Genomic DNA, 17,454 nt, shown 5'->3' with positions numbered 1-17,454 from the left:
AAGTGAAAATCGTATCGATCGAACCGACGCCCAGTCCAAATTCAATGAAAATCAATGTAAATGAGAAACTGCCGGATGGTAAGGCTCACAACTATAAAAAGGGAGACGATTTAACAGATGCTCCCGATTTTATCCAGCATTTATTTGAGATTGAAGGAGTCAAAGGGATCTATCATGTGACCGATTTTCTTGCACTCGAACGAAACGGCCGTACAGCTTGGGAAGATATCCTCCCGAAAGTGAGGCACGTATTCGGTTCTGTCGTTCCGGAGCAGCCGGAAGAAACAAAAGGCGCCGGGAATGATGATCCGTTCGGGGAAGTCAGAGTTTACATTCAACAGTTCCGGGGCATTCCGATGCAGGTGAAACTGGAGGAAGGCGAAGAGGAAATCCGTGTCGGTCTGCCGGAACGTTTCATGAATGCAGCGATGAAAGCAGCACCAGCCTCTCCGAATATGATCATGGAGAGGAAATGGATCGAACAGAATCCGAGATACGGGAGTACAGAAGAAATCGGAGAGCAGGTAAAAGAAGAATTATCTGCAAGCTACGACGAGAAACGACTGGAAGACCTTGTTAAACAAGCGTTTGATCAAGAAACGAATCCCGTCGAAAAGCATCCTTCCGAGTCGAAAATCACACTCGAAACACTGGACGATGCCGATTGGAAGGTTCGCTATGCAGCCCTCGACCGTATGGAACCGACAGCAGACGATTATGAAGTTCTCGACAAAGCGCTGGATGACGATAAGGCATCCATCCGTCGTTTGGCGACCGCCTACTTAGGCATGATCGAAGAAGTGGAAACACTCCCCTACCTCTATAAGGCTCTGCAGGATACTTCCGTAACAGTCCGCCGTACTGCCGGCGACTGCCTGTCAGATCTTGGCTTCAAAGAAGCGATGCCTCCGATGATCGAATCTTTGTCCGATGCCAACCGCCTGGTCCGCTGGCGGGCAGCTATGTTCCTTTATGAGCTTGGAGATGAATCTGCCCTTCCGGCTTTGAAGCAAGCGGCTGATGACCCTGAGTTCGAAGTAAAAATGCAGATTAACATGGCCATCGAACGAATCGAAGGTGGAGAAGAAGCCAAAGGATCCGTCTGGCACCAAATGACACAGGCAACGAAACAAAAAGAACAATAGGAGGCAAAAGTGATGAACCCATATGAAGCCTATATGAAAGAAATTTCCCAACCGATGAGAGATGAATTAACTAATGCCGGCTTTCAGGAACTGACCACACCAGAAGAAGTGGATACTTTTATTAGTGAGACAAAAGGAACTACGCTTGTGGTCATCAATTCTGTCTGCGGATGTGCAGCAGGACTGGCCCGTCCTTCGGCTCGAGAATCACTCCATAACGAGAAGCGGCCTGAGAACCTTGTAACCGTCTTTGCCGGACAGGATAGGGAGGCGACCGCCCGAATGAGAGAATACTTGGAAGGATATGAACCTTCCTCCCCTTCCATGGCATTACTGAAAGATGGACAAGTCCTTCACTTTATCCCGCGGGAGGAAATTGAAGATTACGAAGTAGAAGAAATCACAGCCAACCTGACCGGGGCATATAACAAGTTTTGCTAAATACAAGAAAGAGCGGAAGCCTTTTGTGCTCCGCTCTTTTTTATATGCGCTAAGCAGGCTGCGACCCCTCTTCCTCGCTTTTTCCTTTCACCAGAAACAGGACCAGCAAAAGCAGAACCACGCCGATTGCTCCACTGACAATGTAACTGACATTCAAATAATTCTTCATTAATAAAGACATTAAAGGCGGGCCGGCAGCAACCCCGATAAAGCGGGAGGAACTATAGAAGGAGGTAATCGTGCCTCTTTCTTCTTTCTCGATTCCCTCCGTAATAAGCGCATCGAGCGTCGGCAGCATTGACCCGATTGCAATACCAAGCACACTGGTGACTACGAGCAGCAGAACCAACCTGTCACTGACAAAGCCTACAAAGCATACACTGGCTGCGATCATGCTTAAGGATATGGAGAGCACCCACTTCATCACTTTCGTGTCCCCTTTTATTTTCTTACCTGTTATGAAAGAAGCCACACATAAAGTGAATAGAGGGATGGCAAGGATGAACCCCTTCTTCACTCCTTTAATATCATGGACCTTCTCCAACATATCCGACATGAAGAAAAGTACCGCGAAAAGAACGAGCATAGCATAGGCTCCGAGCAGAAAGGTCGGATACAACCATTTCCCCTCTTTCCCGAAGATCTCCTTCGTCTTGTGAATGAATTGCTTTAACGGCTGTGGTTCCGCCTTCTCACCTTTCGGAACTTTAATGAAGAAGAACACAAGAATGATGGAAATCAAGCTGAAAAAAGAGATTGAAAAAAACGGTAAGAACCATAAGAATACTGCGAACAAGGATCCGAGAATCGGACTTAGTACTTTTCCGAACGTGTTGGATGTCTCAATGATTCCTAGACAGGCACTCGTCTTCGTGTCATCGTCTTTATACAAATCACCCACAAGCGGCAAAATAATCGGCGTTGCTCCTGCTGCTCCGATCCCCTGCAGGATGCGCCCGAGAATGATCCAAAAGAAAGGATCACTCCCTTTCCAAGAGGCGAATCCCGCAATGATTCCACCGACCAGCGCAAGAAACAGACTGGGAAGAATGATGATCTTCCTTCCAAATCGATCGGAAAGGTACCCGGCGACCGGTATCAGGAAAATAGCCGCTACGGAATAACTCGTAATGATGATACTGGACTGGAACGGGCTGATCCCCACCTTCTCCTCAAAGATGGGAAGAACGGGTATCAGCATGGAATTGCCAAGCGTCATCACCAAAGGGATGGACGCCATACTTATAAGACACCAACGACTCACTTTGTTTTCCATACCTACACCTCATTTACATTCTTATAATTATGGTGTCCAACCAAGCGAATATCTTGCTTGAAAAATAAAAAAAGACGCCCGGGGGGGCGTCTTTTACTTCATCCGCCATTTAGACGGCGGCTCTTTTGTATATTTAGACAGGGAAGAAGAACAGTTAGGGCAGATGACAGCCTGACTGGGAATAGACAAACAGCAGTACGGGCACTCCTTCTTAGTCATAGAGAGCATCGGGTCCTGATGCGGCTTCTTCCATCTGTTTAATTGCCGCACCACAAGAAAAACGGCAAAGAGAACGATCAGAAATCGCACAGAAGCCGTAAGGAAAAGGCCGTAATTTATCGTGGGCGCTCCGGCTGCTTCCGCTGCTGATCTGGAAGAATACGCTGTACCATTCAGACTTATGAACATATTCTCTATGTCCATCTTATGATACAGGAGACCGATGGGAGGCATGAGAAGGTCCTTGACGAAGGAATCAATAAAGCCACTGAATGCTGCTCCCAGCACCATCCCTACGCCTATATCCACCGCACTTCCACGCATTGCAAACTGTTTAAACTCCCTTAAGAGACCCATACACGCCCTCCTTCCTCACCAATGTATGTAAGGAGGAGACAAGCTATGAATCGATCTACAAAACAGCCTTTTGACAGACTTCCGGTACCGAACCAAGCAAGTCATAGGTCAAGCAGATGGGACGGTTCGTCCGGGGATCCTGGACTACTTCCGCGTCGATTTGGAATACTTCCTTCAGCACGTCTTTCCGAATCACGTCTTCAGGAGTGCCTTCTCGAATCACTTTCCCTCCGCGAAGGGCCACGATATAATCAGCAAACCGTGCCGCATGATTCAAATCGTGAATGACCATGACGATCGTGCGTCCTTCTTCTCGATTCAGCTGCTCCAAAAGCTTTAAAACTTCCAACTGGTGGGCAAGATCCAAGTACGTTGTCGGCTCATCAAGAATGAGCAGTTCTGTTTCCTGCGCCAGTGCCATCGCAATCCACACCCGTTGCCGCTGTCCGCCGGATAAGGCATCGATGGAACGGTTAGAGAATTCTTCTACTCCGGTGATTTCAAGCGCCCATTGGATCACTTCTCTATCGTGATCAGACAGCTTCCCAAACCCTTTTTGGTGTGGATACCGCCCATAAGAAACCAGCTCTGAAACAGTCAGACCGCTTGGAGCTTTCGGTGTTTGCGGAAGAACACCCATCTTCTTGGCTATTTCTTTCGTCGACTCTTTTTTTATGGCTTTCCCGTCCAGATAAATGCTTCCTTCCTGAACGGAGTGGATTCTTGCCAAAGCCTTCAGAATTGTAGACTTCCCGCATCCATTCGGTCCGATGATCGTCGTAATTTGATTTTCAGGTATATCCAAATCTAAATCCCGGACGACATGATGGTCTCCATAAGCGATACCTACCTGCTCTGTCATTAGCTTTGCCATGCTGGAATCCTCCCTAAGTGTGAACGTGAAACTATCTCCGACAATGAAAATCATTATCAATATTATATAATTCCTTCCTTTTTTTCGCAAGCAGCCCCTCTTTCAGGCATTTATAAAAAACATCTTTACGTTTCCACTTATTCGCTTATAATAAGAGCACTAACTTGAATGGAAGAAGGTGTACGGTAAATGGAGAAGAAGAGAACGGAATTGAATCCTCCTCAAATTCTAATCCTGGTCTTTTTATTCTTTATTACATTAGGAACATTTCTATTAATGCTTCCCTTCTCTACTACGGAGGGTATTACATTAGGGGATGCTTTGTTTACAGCAACCTCTGCTATGACAGTAACAGGTCTTGCCGTTGTCGATACCGGGACAGCATTCACATTAGTCGGTCAGTGGGTCATTCTTGCGCTTATTCAATTAGGTGGATTAGGAATCATGACCTTCGCTGTACTTATTTTCATGGCTCTCGGTAAGAAAATAGGCTTGAAAGAGCGAATGATTATTCAGCAGTCTCTAAACCAGACGGCAGTCGGTGGAATCATCCTCCTTGTTAAGAAGCTGTTGATTTTCTCCATCAGTATGGAACTGGTCGCCATCGTCCTGTTGTCCTTTCGATGGGTGCCTGAATTCGGGCTGTCCAGAGGAATTTATGTCAGCACGTTCCATGCAATTTCAGCCTTCAATAATGCTGGATTTTCCGTTTGGTCGGACAGCCTGTCCGGATATGTTACCGATCCAGTCGTCAATATAGTCATTTCCTTTTTATTCATTATCGGAGGGGTAGGTTTCACGGTCGTCTTTGACTTGTGGAAAACCAAAGATTTTCATCGACTTTCCCTCCATACGAAGACGATGCTTGTCGGAACGATTGCCATCAATGTCTTCAGCATTCTCATGATTTTCGTTTTGGAATTTAACAACCCGGAAACAATAGGAAATATGTCTACGCCAGGAAAGCTGATAGCCTCCTATTTTCAGGCGGTAACGCCGAGAACGGCCGGATTCAACACCATTGATATTGGAGCGATGGAAGACGATTCGCTTTTCTTCATGCTCATGCTGATGTTTATCGGTGGGGGGAGCGCCTCTACCGCCGGAGGTATTAAACTTACTACAGCTGTGATTATCATCGTTGCTACCCTTGCTTTCTTCCGCGACAAGGAAGATTTGACTCTCTTCCGCAGAAGTCTGCGCCCAAGACTTGTCATGCGGGCTCTTGCATTGACGGTAGGCAGTGTGTTTCTTGTCTTTACCAGTACCTTCTTTTTAAACATGACGGAGGACGCTTCCTTCCTTTCCATTTTGTTTGAAGCCATTTCAGCATTCGGCACAGTCGGTCTTTCCACTGGAATTACAGGAGACTTGACCATTGCCGGAAAAATGATCCTTGTGTCGTTGATGCTTTTTGGTAAGCTGGGGCCGCTTACCTTTGCATTTGCTTTTACAAAACCACGGCCGGATCCGATCAAGTACCCAAAAGAAGAAGTATTGACCGGTTAATCAATCAAACACCCTGCCAATGGCAGGGTGTTTTTTCACACAAGGTTGTGTGCATGTATGGTTTTCTTTAAAACTGTTGCAAGCCCCTCCACTTCCTGCCTTGTGTGGCTAGGATGGAAAGAGATTCGAATGAATGTCTTCGCTTCTTCTTTCGACATTCCCATAGCGGTTAGGGCATAAGGCGTCTTACCTGCTTGACAGGCGCTGCCGGTTGAAAAGGCGTAGCCGAGTCTATTCGCCTCCAGCATCGCCCACTGACCTTCCACTCCTTTCAAACAGATTCCCACCACGGCATTCCCATTGCCGACGACACGGAATGACTCCCGGCATTCCTGCATCCTCTCAAGGAACCAGCGCTTTCTCTCGCTGATCTTCCGTTGATTTTCAATAAGATTGTCTACACTTTTACCGGCTGCTTCTGTAAATGCTGCCACTCCTGGTAAAGGAACCGTCCCTGGTCTCATGCCGGATTCGTGTGCAGGAGAAGGTGTTTTAGGCGGGACGTTCAAGGAAGGCTTTATGTAGACAGCACCGATCCCTGTTGGACCACCTATCTTATGGGCAGATAAAGAAAGGCTGTCTACCACCTTTGATACAGCACGTAAATCTTTTTTCCCGAAGGATTGTACACAATCACAGTGCATAAGAGCACCATATGTATCACAAAGTTGGTTCACTTCTTCCACAGGCTGTGTCGTACCGATGTCTCCGTTTACGTGCTGCATGATAACAAGCCCTGTCTCGTCATTCATGGTTGCTTTCAAGACCGCCATATTCAATACACCGTCTTCTGTAAACGGGATTCTCGTAACCGAAACGCCTTCCTCCTCCCATTGATCTACGAGATACTGAATGGAAGCATGCTCGCCTCCCGCTATTATCACACTCCTGTTGGGGCGGAGTGCCTGCAGCGATCTCAACGCTATTTCATTGCTCTCTGTTCCCCCGCTCGTGAAGTAAATACCTGCTTTCTCTACACCCACCATGTGAGCGATCCGTTCACGGCAGTGTTCCAATAAGCGTTTCGCATCTGTTCCAATATCATGAAGACTTCCGGTATTTCCAAAAAAATTTTTAGAAGCATGGATATAAACACTCAATGCTTCCTCTTCAATTGGGCAAGCAGCCGCGTAATCAAAGTAGTGCACTCTCATTCCCCCTCATAAACGATAAATAAAATTTCACTTGTCTTTTTATACATCTTATGTAAATATTAATGTCAATACAAGTGTAAAGACAGTAGGTGTTGGAATGAGTATGGCAGACGTAATTATTATTGGCAGCGGCGCCTCCGCCCTCCAGCTTGCGAGACATCTTCACAGGGATAAACATGTGATAATTATCACAAAGTCCCATTTACAGCATGGAAACTCTCGTCTGGCTCAGGGAGGAATTGCTGCGGCGTTGGATAGCGAAGATCGTCCTTTCTATCATTTCGAGGATACGATGAAGGCCGGATGTTCCATCAGTGACGCCCAAGCGGTACACCATTTAACCCAACAGGCTCCCGGAGTAATGAAGGAACTATCAGCAGAGGGGTGCCCGTTCGATTTAAAAGAGGATGGGAACTTCTCCCTCGGCAGGGAAGGAGCTCATTCTTACAACAGAATTCTGCACAGCGGCGGAGATCAGACAGGAAGGTACTTGATGCAGTTCCTCGCCGAAACCCTCCCTCCCAACATTTCTGTTTATGAGCATCAGCATGTGTTCGAACTAATAAAAGATTCATACGGACGTTGCTGCGGGGTCCGAAGTAAAGATCAGAATAGAAATGTCCATACTTTCCTCGCTGCCCATATCGTAATGGCCACAGGTGGATGCGGCCAGGTTTATCCGAATACTTCGAATGCCTCTACCATTACAGGAGATGGATCAGCTCTCGCCTATCATGCTGGTGCACAACTGTCAGATATGGAGTTCGTTCAATTTCACCCGACCATGCTTTACATAAACGGAGAATCCAAAGGCTTGATATCGGAGGCAGTCCGAGGAGAAGGAGCCGTACTGGTTGACGAATTTGGAAATAACCTGATGGATGGTGTCCACCCATTATTGGAGCTCGCACCTCGTCATATTGTTGCACAGCGGATCCACGAGGTGCGAAACGCCGGCCGCAGCGCCTATTTAGATATTCGTGGTGTTTCCGATTTCCCTAATAAATTTCCAGCCATTACGAAACGATGCAGGGAGCATGGCCTGTCTATCAAAGAAGGGCTTCTTCCCGTAGCTCCAGGATGTCACTTCCAAATGGGGGGGATTCAGACAGATACGGTTGGAAGAACGTCTTTGGCCGGATTCTATGCTGTCGGTGAAGCTGCCAGTAACGGTCTGCACGGAGCAAACCGTCTAGCAAGCAATTCGTTATTAGAATGCCTGGTTTACGGAAAAAGACTGGCGGAGCACCTGAACAGTCTTCCCCACGTGTATCCCCGTCCCCCTGTTAAACGGAAAAAAAAGAAACAACCGATGAACATGCCGGAGCAGAGAACGATCCAAACGCACATGATGGCCAACGTCGGCATCATCCGCAGCAAAAAATCCCTGCAGAAACAGTTGGATTGGTTTTCATCCTACGAGGTGGAAGACCTTGCCTTCTGTGACCTTTCCACCCTGTCTGTCAGGCAGACCGAACTGTGCTTTCTCATGCAGACCGCATGGCTGATTACCAAATCTGCATGGGAAAGAGAAGAAAGCCGCGGCGCCCATATACGCACCGACTATCCGGAAACGAAGGACGCTTGGAGCTCGAAGCAAATTATTCAAGTATGGAAGAAGGAGTGGAAAATAGACGATGAACCGATTGAAACTGAAACACTGCCTGGAAACGTTCCTGCGGGAAGACGTCGGGGATAATGATTGGTGCGAATCTTTATTCGACCAAGAAACATACGGAAAAATGATTATACGAAGTAAGCAGACAGGCTGTTTTTGCGGAGGACCTGTCATCACCGAGGGATTTCGGGTACTCGATCCTTCTATTACTGTAGAGATATTGGCAGCTGAGGGAGAAGCACTTTATCCAGGCCTGGATATTGCCTCTATACAAGGCCCTCCGTCCGCTCTCCTTCAAGGAGAGCGCGTAATTTTAAACCTGATCCAAAGAATGAGCGGAATTGCTACAACGACACAGCAGGCCGTCCAGAAACTGAATAGTGACCACACGCGGATTTGTGATACCCGAAAAACAACACCGGGTCTTCGAATGTTTGAAAAATATGCCGTTCGGACAGGCGGTGGATACAACCATCGCTTTGGTTTATATGATGCCGTCATGCTTAAAGACAACCACATCGCCTGCTTCGGTTCCATCAAGACTGCCGTGAAGCAGTTGAAAGACCGAGTCGGACATATGGTGAAAATTGAAGTCGAGACGGAATCCGCCGAACAAGTACGGGAAGCGGTAGAAGCAGGAGTCGATTGTATTATGTTCGATAACCGCACACCGGAACAAGTGGCCGCGTTAGCCGGCTTGGTACCGCCGGACATCATCACAGAAGCATCCGGCGGTATTACAATGGATACTCTTCACACATACCGAAACACAGGCGTGGACTACCTGTCACTCGGCCTGCTCACCCACTCGTATCAGGCCGTCGATATCAGTGCAAATACCTGCACAGGAAAGGAAGTGAAACGATGAATTTATTCGATCAATTAGCTGTTGAGACACCTTCTATTCCATCCATGTATAAAGAAATGACAAGGAGAGAGCTGGAAGATCGGGCGATTGCGGTCAAACAGAAACTTGGGGCAAGAGTGTTCCTCCCCGGCCACCATTACCAAAAGGACGAAGTAATTCAATTCGCCGACACGAAGGGGGACTCACTCGTTCTGGCCCAACAGTCCGCATTGCAAAAAGAAGCAGAGTCGATCATTTTTTTAGGTGTTCACTTCATGGCAGAAACAGCAGACATTTTGACAGGGGAACATCAACGCGTCTATCTTCCAGATATGCGGGCTGGATGCTCAATGGCAGACATGGCGACAAAGGCGCAGACGGAGAAAGCATGGGAGAAACTGAACGATGTGTTCGGGGACTCGATTCTACCACTGACCTATGTGAATTCCACAGCAGCGATCAAAGCATTCGTCGGGCGGCATGGAGGAGCTACGGTAACTTCATCGAACGCGGCTGGAATGGTGAAATGGGCGTTTACACAAAAGCAGCGCATCCTGTTTCTACCCGACCAGCACCTTGGGCGAAATACTGCTTATGATTTAGGAGTACCTTTAGAGAACATGGCTGTTTGGGATCCAATGAAAGAAACACTGCTTTTTGACGGTGATTGGAGTAATATACAAGTAATCTTATGGCGGGGGCATTGTTCCGTCCACGAAAATTTCACCACCTCTAATATTGCACAAGTTCGAAAGGATCACCCGGAGATGCACATCATCGTTCATCCGGAGTGTACAAGGGAAGTCGTCGCCCGTTCGGATTCTTCCGGGTCCACGAACTTCATTATCCAAACGATTGAACAAGCCCCTCCCGGAAGCGCCTTTGCCATTGGTACCGAGATGAATCTCGTCAAGCGAATTATCAAGGACCATCCGGATAAACACATCATCTCTTTGAATCCGAATATGTGTCCCTGCCTTACCATGAACCGGATCGATCTCCCTCACCTCCTCTGGTCACTTGAGGCGCTTGATGCAGGACAGGAAATAAACAGGATTACCGTTGACAAGTATATCGCCAATGATGCGAAGAAGGCCCTCTCCAGAATGCTGGAGCGAGTATAAAAAAAGGATCGTTTGAATCGCTCTCCCATCTAACCATCGCTTCCTGTAGATACGAACGCCTCATATAATAGAGGCATTTCGTTCGACATTCGTTTATAATCGAACGTAGAACGAATAAATGGAAGAGGTGCCGCCCTGATGGAGACGTTAACAAAGAAAAGACTGCAGGCATTCCTCATTGATACTGCCATATCGACTGCTGCAGCACTCACTGCGGAATATTTCCTACGTAAAAAGGTAAAAAACGAAGCATTCCATACCATCGTCACTCCCACCCTCATGATGTGGGGGCTGGAGTACATCCAACTACGCCGCTCCGGCCAAACGATCGGCTACAAGAAGACAGGACTCAAACTCGAACATGCAGACGGGCTTCCACTAACATCGGCTGTAATTGCAAAAAGGATCGGCTATAGAGATACCATCAGCACCATAGATTATATTAAATCCAAAGAATCCTTTGAAGCGGATGGCGGCGCCATTTTCCCTCATGATCGTTATGCCGGCACTGTTGTACGCCGGAAATAAGCAAACAATCCCCTGAACAGTTGTTCAGGGGATTGTTGTTTTCTTTATTCGGATGTTCTCTCTTTACTACTCTCAGCCGGACGAACGAAAATCAGGAAAGCAGCAGCGGCAATCAGTTCACAAATGATGATTACCAGAGCCATGGGCATCCCTGATGTTCCGTCCCCAAGCCCAACAAGCGGGGAAACTACGGCTCCAATCAAGAAAGGCAGCAGCCCCAGCAGAGCGGATGCACTGCCAGCCTGCTCCCCCTGCGTTTCCATAGCAAGGGAAAAGACCGTCGTATTGATAATACCTACGCTTGAAACAGCCAGGAACAAAGCAACACACATAAAAATTACGGACAGGGACAGAAAGATTGCAAGGAACAATGCTAACCCACCGGCTACCGCCTGCACCAGACCATATCGCAGCAGACTGCTCTCCTTTATCTTACCGGCAAGTCGACCTGTGACTTGTGTGGCGATGATCAGACCAAATCCATTAATCGCAAATACCAGACTGAACATTTGCGGGGAGAGACCGTATATATCCTGAAGGACGAACGTGGATCCTGAAATATAAGCAAACATCGATCCCATTACGAACCCTTGCGTAAGCATATAGCCGGTAAATATACGATCTCTCAACAGGAGTCCGAATGTTGAGACCGCCTCTTTCCATCCACCTGATTTTTTATTGGTATCCGGCAGTGTTTCCTTAAGTCCAAAGAGAACCGCCAGAAACATGAGTGCACCGAGAACCGCCAGAACGCCAAAGACTCCTCGCCAGGACATGACTGTGAGTAACTGTCCCCCTGCAACAGGAGCCAGTATCGGCGCAAGACCGTTGACAAGCATTAGCAGGGAAAAGAACTTCGTCAATTCCGGACCGGAGAACAAATCACGCACGCTGGCGCGGGAAATAACCATACCTGCTGCACCGGAGAGACCTTGGACAAAACGCAGGGCGATAAACACCCAGACAGATCCAGCGAACATACACAGCAGCGATGAACTGGTATAGATCACCAGAGCCGAAACGAGAGGACCTTTCCGCCCCTTAGCATCAGAGAATGGTCCGACAAACAACTGACCGAGAGCAAGACCAATCAAACAGGCAGTCAGGCTCAGCTGAGCAATGGACGCGCTCGTGCCGAGATCATCAGCAAGTGTCGGCAGGGCCGGCAGGTACATATCGATCGTTAGTGGTCCGAATGCACTCAAAGAACCTAGAATAACAATATATACGTACAAATAAGACCGAGAGAAAATAGGATGGTCACGCACTTCTGCATGTGCCATGGTACAACACCTTCTTTCACATAATGTTTTCCATCATAATGTCTCCATCCACTGGAGAGTCAAGCATATCCTGCTTTCCCTCTCCTTATTTGCCGGCATATACAAAAAACCGGATGCCCCCCTATTCACATGAGGGCATCCGGTTTTCTTTTTTACTCAAGGATTAATAACGGTTCCATTCCATAATGTCTTCCATCGGCAGGCGTGTTTTCTCAAATCCTGCTTTTGTTCCTTTACCAAGAGAAATCAACATGATAGATTCAAAGTTTTCCGGCACATGGAAAGCTTCCATGAATTGATCTACATCGTATCCTCCCATCGGAACGGTATCATAACCTTTGGCTTTCGCAGCCAGCATAAGCTGGTTGGAAATAATTCCGCCATCGATATTGGCAATCTTCGTCAAGCGCTCCTGCGGAAAGTTTCCGTACGTGTCATAGATGCTGTTTACGTACATCTCTTTCACATCTTCCGGCATGTTTCCTTTTTCTGCAATTTGATTATAGATACGACCAGCATTCTCATAGGCGTTACGATCGCTCAACACAGCGATTACGACAGAAGCGTCTACAATTTGCTGCTGATTATTAGCGATAGGAAGCAGACGTTCCTTCTCCTTCTGGTCTTCAATAATCAGAAAGCGCCATGGCTGCAGGTTACTGGATGAAGGAGCAAGAGAAGCAGTCTCCAAAATTTCCTTGATTTCTTCACGGTCTATTTTGTAATCCGCATCATAGTGGCGGACGGAACGGCGCTCTTTTGCCACCGTCAGGAAGTCCGTATCCGGCAGTTCTTTCGGCGCTGCATTGGACGGACCCATATCCTTTGCTTTATTTAGGTAATCTTCTTTACTCATTGTTTTTTCAGACATTGTATATATCTCCTTCATTAACTGTATTTAATACAAGAACAGTATAATCTTTTAACTGTTCTTTTGTCAATTACAGTTGCTTGTTAAAGTATAAAAAAAACGAGGGCTTATCCGCCTCGTTTTTTACCGCTTTATATAGTCTGCCAGCGTTCGATCGCTCAAACCATTCAGAATCCAGTCTTCCATATCATCCCTTAGTTCAGATAATGTCAGCTGCGTTTCCGGAACGAAGCAATCTTTGCTGTCCGTTTCAAATAGATCTTTCGGAATCGTTTCCGCCTTCACCGCTTCATAGATTTCCGATAGTTTAATCTCTTCTGGACGCTTCACTAGGGAATAACCACCATCTCGTCCCTCTTTCGCCTGAATCAATTCGGCTTTTACTAAATGGGTCAATATTTTTCTAAGAAAAACGGATTTGGATTCCAGCTTCTCAGCAAGCTTACCGCTTGGGCACAACCCTTCGTTACTTGCAAGGACAATCAGTGCTTTCAAAGCCATCCCGAACCACTTAATACTTGATACTTTCTCCGCCATTGTCTCACCTCTTTACCTACCCCTTATTTTGAAACAGCTATGCACAAAAGTCAAAAAAACCGCCGGTATAATTGGAAAAAGCCCGGGGACGGCCCCGGGCTTTTTCTTTATTGCTGAATAGAGAGTTTAAGCTGGTTCTCTCCTACGGTGTACTCTTTCATACCTTCTTGTTCTTTCATGTTCAATTCATTGACAAGTACGTTCTCACGAATTAACGATTCGTTCTGTTTGATGGCTTGTTGAACATCCGCATCCCCGCTCAACGCGATATTGACACGAAGGTCAATCGGGAGGTCCTGCTTCTTCCGCTCATCCTGAATGGCACGGATGACTTCACGAGCAAGACCTTCCAAACGAAGTTCATCCGTGATCGTTGTATCAAGAACGACATGGAAGTCCTGGTTCGATCCCATAGACAGCCCTGCGTCTGCGACACGTTCTACGTTCAGTAAATCCATCGTCACTTCCACATCACCATCCGCCGTAGGAACGAGGACTTTCTCTTCCCGTACTACTTGAGCTGCTTCCTCCTCGGACATTTTCTCGAGGAAGCCTTTGACAAGACCGACATTCTTTCCAAGCACCGGACCGGCAGCACGGAAGTTCAGCTTCACGTCATAACGGACCAGATCTTCAGAAGATTGCTTCACTACCACATCCTTCACATTGATTTCATCACGGATGATGGAGCTGTATTCTTCCAAAGCTTTTCCTTTCTCTGGATTAACCGGAATGACCGCTAGCTCAGACAAAGGCTGCTTCGTCTTAATAGCTTCTGTGTTACGGACTCCACGTGCAAGCTCAACTACCTGCAATACAGCATCCATGTCCTCTTCCAGCTGTGTATTCATAACGGATTCATCCACTTTCGGGAAGAAAGCGAGGTGGACGCTTCCACCCGTCAAGTTATGATAAATATCATCAGCCAGGAATGGTGTATATGGTGCCATCAATTGGCTTAGCTGTACCAATACTTCGTGAAGCGTATGGTAAGCGGCCTTTTTGGACTCTGTCATTCCCTCTTCCCAGAAGCGATCACGGGAACGACGGATATACCAGTTACTGACCTCATCAATGTACTTCTCCAGCGCTTTCGCTGCTTTTGTAAAGTCATAAGCATCCAAAGCTTCATTGACGACAACCGTCACACTGTTCAGGCGGGAAAGCACCCAGCGGTCAAGAAGGGTTTTCTCTCCTGTTTCCTTTTCGTTATATTCGTAGCCGTCGATGTTCGCATACAACGTGTAGAATGCGTGTGTATTGACAAGTGTATCGATAACTTTCGATTTCGCCTCAATGACGACACGTTCCGAGAAGCGCTTGTTGTTCCAAGGTGCACTATCAGCAAGCAGCGCCCAACGGAAAGCATCCGCTCCGAACTTATTGACAATATCCATCGGGTGAAGGGCGTTCCCTTTACTTTTCGACATCTTACGGCCTTCCTCATCCAGGATGTGACCAGTGGAGAGGACGCGTTTGTACGGCGCTTTACCTGTGAACAGAGTGGATACAGCGAGCAGACTGTAGAACCAGCCGCGTGTCTGGTCAATTCCCTCACAGATGACATCAGCAGGGAACTGCTTCTCAAATTGATCTTTGTTCTCGAACGGATAGTGCTGTTGTGCAAACGGCATAGAGCCACTGTCAAACCAAACATCAATGACTTCCGGCACACGGTTCATCGTCCCGTTACACTTCTCACATGTCAATTGAACGCGGTCCACGTACGGTTTGTGAAGCTCTACATCCCCGATATCACCAATTGCTTTTTCTTGAAGATCTGCCTGGCTGTTCGGAGCATATTGGTGATCGCAGGAATTACAGATCCAGATTGGAAGCGGTGTTCCCCAGAAACGGTTACGGCCGATGTTCCAATCCACCATATTCTCAAGGAAGTTACCGAAACGACCATCCTTGATATGCTCTGGATGCCATTCGACCTGCTGGTTATTCTCCAGGAATTTATCCTTCATTTCTGTCGTTTTAATAAACCAGCTCTCGATTGCATAGTAAAGCAACGGAGAGTCGCAGCGCCAGCAGTGCGGATAGCTGTGCTCATATTTCTCTTTATGGAAAAGAAGACCTTCATTGGCCAGGTATTTGACGATATCAACATCGCAGTCTTTAACGAAACGACCTTCAAATGGAGGTACATCCTCCGTATAACGTCCTTGACCATCAACAACGTTGAAGAAGGACAAGTTGTGTTCTTTCACTAAGTTGTAGTCATCTTCTCCGTAGGCAGGAGCGATGTGAACGACACCCGTACCGCTTTCCGCGTTAACGAAGCCCGCTTCCACTACGAAGTGTCCTCGTTCCGGCTTCACAAACGGAAATGGTGCATGATATTCCGTCCCAGCGAATTCGCTTCCTTTATGTTTGGAAAGAACGTTATATTCTTCCCCAAGGTTTTTCTCAGCTAATGCTTCGGCAACGATATATACTTCCCCGTTTTGTTCCGCTTTGAGATAGTCCAAATCCGGATGGACGGCAAGCGTCACGTTGGCAGGAAGCGTCCATGGAGTCGTCGTCCAACCAAGGAAGAACTCATTCTCGGACCCTTTGACTTTGAATTTCGCCGTGGCCGAAAGGTCTTTGACGTCTTCATATCCTTGTGCTACTTCATGAGAGCTCAATGTCGTCTGGCAGCTAGGGCAGTAAGGCGTTACACGGTGACCCTTCGTCAAAAGGTCCCGTTTATGAAGATCACTCAGGATGTTCCATACGCTCTCGATATAACGGTTTTGCAAGGTAACATAAGGATCATCCATATCAAGCCAGTATCCAATTGATTCTGTGAATTCACGCCATTGCTTTTCATAGTTGAAGACGCTCTTCTTACACTCTTCAATGAATTTCTCTACCCCGTATTCTTCGATCTGCTGCTTTCCGGAAATACCCAGTTGTTTCTCGACTTCGAGTTCTACCGGGAGACCGTGGGTATCCCACCCGCCTTTACGAAGGACCTGATAGCCCTGCATCGTTTTATAACGGCCGATGAAGTCTTTGATGACACGGCCGAGGACGTGTCCGGCGTGCGGAAGACCATTCGCTGTCGGAGGTCCTTCATAAAAGACAAACGTCTCGTTTCCTTCCCGTTCACTCATAGAGCGACGGAAGACATCTTCCCTGTTCCAATAATCTTTGACGCGATTCTCACGGTCGAGAGCCGCTTCTTTCGTATTAACACTACGCATTCCTTCCACCTCTTACCCTTTTTTTATTTAACATGACAATCCCTAACCAGAAGCGTATGACCACTATAAGAAAGCATTAAAAAATCCGCCCCTGCTTCTACTAGAAAAACAGGGACGGATTGGAATCCGCGGTACCACCCATATTCCGCAAGTATTCTTGCGGCACTCGGTAATCACAACGGGTAACGGTCGTCTGCCGGTCCTGCTTACTCTGAACATTTCAGCAGTACTTCTCGGAGATGATCTTCAGCTGAACCTGCCATCGCTTCCCACCAGCCAGCGACTCTCTAAAGGCAGCATATCACGCCTACTCTTCTCGTCAACGAATTATACGTATCTTCTCCATATAGTACATGGGAATCTTTCGGATGTCAAAAGGTTGTTCCTCCCATCATCGCCCACTTTTCCCGATCCTATACCTGCTGCAGAATAAGCATTTCTTATTCCCCTCCATAATAAAACGGTATTACCAGC

General features: G+C 47.3%; 15 protein-coding genes and 1 other annotated feature. Of the genes, 7 read left to right on the top strand and 8 right to left on the bottom strand.

The features are described from left to right. Positions 1-2: 2 nt before the first annotated feature. The gene (locus QRD89_RS01450; RefSeq protein WP_062515766.1) at positions 3-1,145 is read left to right on the top strand and encodes a conserved virulence factor C family protein; all 1,143 of its coding nucleotides are present in this window, start codon (positions 3-5) and stop codon (positions 1,143-1,145) included. A gap of 12 nt (positions 1,146-1,157) precedes the next feature. After that, entirely contained in the window at positions 1,158-1,586 is a 429-nt protein-coding gene (locus QRD89_RS01445) for a BrxA/BrxB family bacilliredoxin (protein WP_026578878.1), read from the top strand. Positions 1,587-1,635: 49 nt separating this feature from the next. On the opposite strand, the gene QRD89_RS01440 is transcribed toward QRD89_RS01445, so the two are convergent. The 3 genes from QRD89_RS01440 to QRD89_RS01430 form a co-directional block, all read right to left on the bottom strand. Continuing rightward, positions 1,636-2,862 carry an MFS transporter gene (locus tag QRD89_RS01440; RefSeq protein WP_286096153.1) on the bottom strand — a complete coding sequence of 409 codons (1,227 nt, stop codon included), beginning with the start codon at positions 2,860-2,862 and terminating at the stop codon, positions 1,636-1,638. A gap of 93 nt (positions 2,863-2,955) precedes the next feature. Continuing rightward, the gene (mscL, locus tag QRD89_RS01435) at positions 2,956-3,438 is read right to left on the bottom strand and encodes a large conductance mechanosensitive channel protein MscL (RefSeq protein WP_008636230.1); all 483 of its coding nucleotides are present in this window, start codon (positions 3,436-3,438) and stop codon (positions 2,956-2,958) included. A 55-nt stretch (positions 3,439-3,493) separates the two neighbouring features. Continuing rightward, complete coding sequence (locus QRD89_RS01430; RefSeq protein ID WP_062515769.1) at positions 3,494-4,312, bottom strand: ABC transporter ATP-binding protein; 819 nt, start codon at positions 4,310-4,312, stop codon at positions 3,494-3,496. 189 nt (positions 4,313-4,501) lie between these two features. Here QRD89_RS01430 and QRD89_RS01425 point away from each other — a divergent pair, with 189 nt between their 5' ends. After that, the gene (locus QRD89_RS01425) at positions 4,502-5,821 is read left to right on the top strand and encodes a TrkH family potassium uptake protein (protein WP_286096152.1); all 1,320 of its coding nucleotides are present in this window, start codon (positions 4,502-4,504) and stop codon (positions 5,819-5,821) included. Between the two features lie 35 nt (positions 5,822-5,856). On the opposite strand, the gene QRD89_RS01420 is transcribed toward QRD89_RS01425, so the two are convergent. Next, positions 5,857-6,975: an IscS subfamily cysteine desulfurase gene (locus QRD89_RS01420; protein ID WP_236096529.1), complete on the bottom strand. Its 1,119-nt coding sequence runs from the start codon at positions 6,973-6,975 to the stop codon at positions 5,857-5,859. 103 nt (positions 6,976-7,078) lie between these two features. On the opposite strand from QRD89_RS01420, the gene nadB reads away from it, so the two are divergent. The 4 genes from nadB to QRD89_RS01400 all read left to right on the top strand — a co-directional run bounded on the left by nadB (position 7,079) and on the right by QRD89_RS01400 (position 11,092). Continuing rightward, complete coding sequence (nadB, locus tag QRD89_RS01415; RefSeq protein ID WP_286096151.1) at positions 7,079-8,674, top strand: L-aspartate oxidase; 1,596 nt, start codon at positions 7,079-7,081, stop codon at positions 8,672-8,674. Beyond that, positions 8,613-9,461, top strand: coding sequence for a carboxylating nicotinate-nucleotide diphosphorylase (gene nadC, locus QRD89_RS01410; RefSeq protein ID WP_286096150.1), 849 nt, complete (start codon positions 8,613-8,615; stop codon positions 9,459-9,461). The genes nadB and nadC overlap by 62 nt, the downstream gene beginning before the upstream one ends. Further along, positions 9,458-10,564, top strand: coding sequence for a quinolinate synthase NadA (nadA, locus tag QRD89_RS01405; protein ID WP_286096149.1), 1,107 nt, complete (start codon positions 9,458-9,460; stop codon positions 10,562-10,564). The genes nadC and nadA overlap by 4 nt, the downstream gene beginning before the upstream one ends. A 138-nt stretch (positions 10,565-10,702) precedes the next feature. Beyond that, positions 10,703-11,092, top strand: coding sequence for an RDD family protein (locus QRD89_RS01400; RefSeq protein ID WP_008637633.1), 390 nt, complete (start codon positions 10,703-10,705; stop codon positions 11,090-11,092). Between the two features lie 44 nt (positions 11,093-11,136). On the opposite strand, the gene QRD89_RS01395 is transcribed toward QRD89_RS01400, so the two are convergent. From QRD89_RS01395 to ileS, 4 genes are all read right to left on the bottom strand, one after another. Further along, positions 11,137-12,375 (bottom strand): multidrug effflux MFS transporter, encoded by a 1,239-nt coding sequence (locus QRD89_RS01395; RefSeq protein WP_286096148.1) that lies wholly within the window; start codon positions 12,373-12,375, stop codon positions 11,137-11,139. A gap of 163 nt (positions 12,376-12,538) precedes the next feature. After that, positions 12,539-13,246, bottom strand: a complete 708-nt coding sequence (locus QRD89_RS01390; RefSeq protein WP_008637623.1) for a nitroreductase family protein — start codon at positions 13,244-13,246, stop codon at positions 12,539-12,541. Between the two features lie 123 nt (positions 13,247-13,369). Next, complete coding sequence (locus tag QRD89_RS01385; protein WP_008637621.1) at positions 13,370-13,783, bottom strand: RrF2 family transcriptional regulator; 414 nt, start codon at positions 13,781-13,783, stop codon at positions 13,370-13,372. 107 nt (positions 13,784-13,890) lie between these two features. Then, the gene (gene ileS, locus QRD89_RS01380) at positions 13,891-16,980 is read right to left on the bottom strand and encodes an isoleucine--tRNA ligase (RefSeq protein ID WP_286096147.1); all 3,090 of its coding nucleotides are present in this window, start codon (positions 16,978-16,980) and stop codon (positions 13,891-13,893) included. Between the two features lie 107 nt (positions 16,981-17,087). Continuing rightward, positions 17,088-17,312: a binding site (T-box leader), on the bottom strand. Between the last annotated feature and the right edge of the window lie 142 nt (positions 17,313-17,454).

The sequence above is a fragment of the Halobacillus sp. ACCC02827 genome (genome assembly GCF_030291935.1).
GTDB lineage: Bacteria > Bacillota > Bacilli > Bacillales > Halobacillaceae > Halobacillus.
The sequence above is the reverse complement of the archived record's forward strand: the minus strand, read 5'-3'. Positions and strand labels throughout refer to the sequence as shown.

Coding starts and splice junctions, on each gene's coding strand:
- QRD89_RS01445 (WP_026578878.1), top strand. CDS start 1,158: ATGAACCCATATGAAGCCTATATGAAAGAAATTTCCCAACCGATGAGA.
- QRD89_RS01440 (WP_286096153.1), bottom strand. CDS start 2,862: ATGGAAAACAAAGTGAGTCGTTGGTGTCTTATAAGTATGGCGTCCATC.
- mscL (WP_008636230.1), bottom strand. CDS start 3,438: ATGGGTCTCTTAAGGGAGTTTAAACAGTTTGCAATGCGTGGAAGTGCG.
- QRD89_RS01430 (WP_062515769.1), bottom strand. CDS start 4,312: ATGGCAAAGCTAATGACAGAGCAGGTAGGTATCGCTTATGGAGACCAT.
- QRD89_RS01425 (WP_286096152.1), top strand. CDS start 4,502: ATGGAGAAGAAGAGAACGGAATTGAATCCTCCTCAAATTCTAATCCTG.
- QRD89_RS01420 (WP_236096529.1), bottom strand. CDS start 6,975: ATGAGAGTGCACTACTTTGATTACGCGGCTGCTTGCCCAATTGAAGAG.
- nadB (WP_286096151.1), top strand. CDS start 7,079: ATGGCAGACGTAATTATTATTGGCAGCGGCGCCTCCGCCCTCCAGCTT.
- nadC (WP_286096150.1), top strand. CDS start 8,613: ATGAACCGATTGAAACTGAAACACTGCCTGGAAACGTTCCTGCGGGAA.
- nadA (WP_286096149.1), top strand. CDS start 9,458: ATGAATTTATTCGATCAATTAGCTGTTGAGACACCTTCTATTCCATCC.
- QRD89_RS01400 (WP_008637633.1), top strand. CDS start 10,703: ATGGAGACGTTAACAAAGAAAAGACTGCAGGCATTCCTCATTGATACT.
- QRD89_RS01395 (WP_286096148.1), bottom strand. CDS start 12,375: ATGGCACATGCAGAAGTGCGTGACCATCCTATTTTCTCTCGGTCTTAT.
- QRD89_RS01390 (WP_008637623.1), bottom strand. CDS start 13,246: ATGTCTGAAAAAACAATGAGTAAAGAAGATTACCTAAATAAAGCAAAG.
- QRD89_RS01385 (WP_008637621.1), bottom strand. CDS start 13,783: ATGGCGGAGAAAGTATCAAGTATTAAGTGGTTCGGGATGGCTTTGAAA.
- ileS (WP_286096147.1), bottom strand. CDS start 16,980: ATGCGTAGTGTTAATACGAAAGAAGCGGCTCTCGACCGTGAGAATCGC.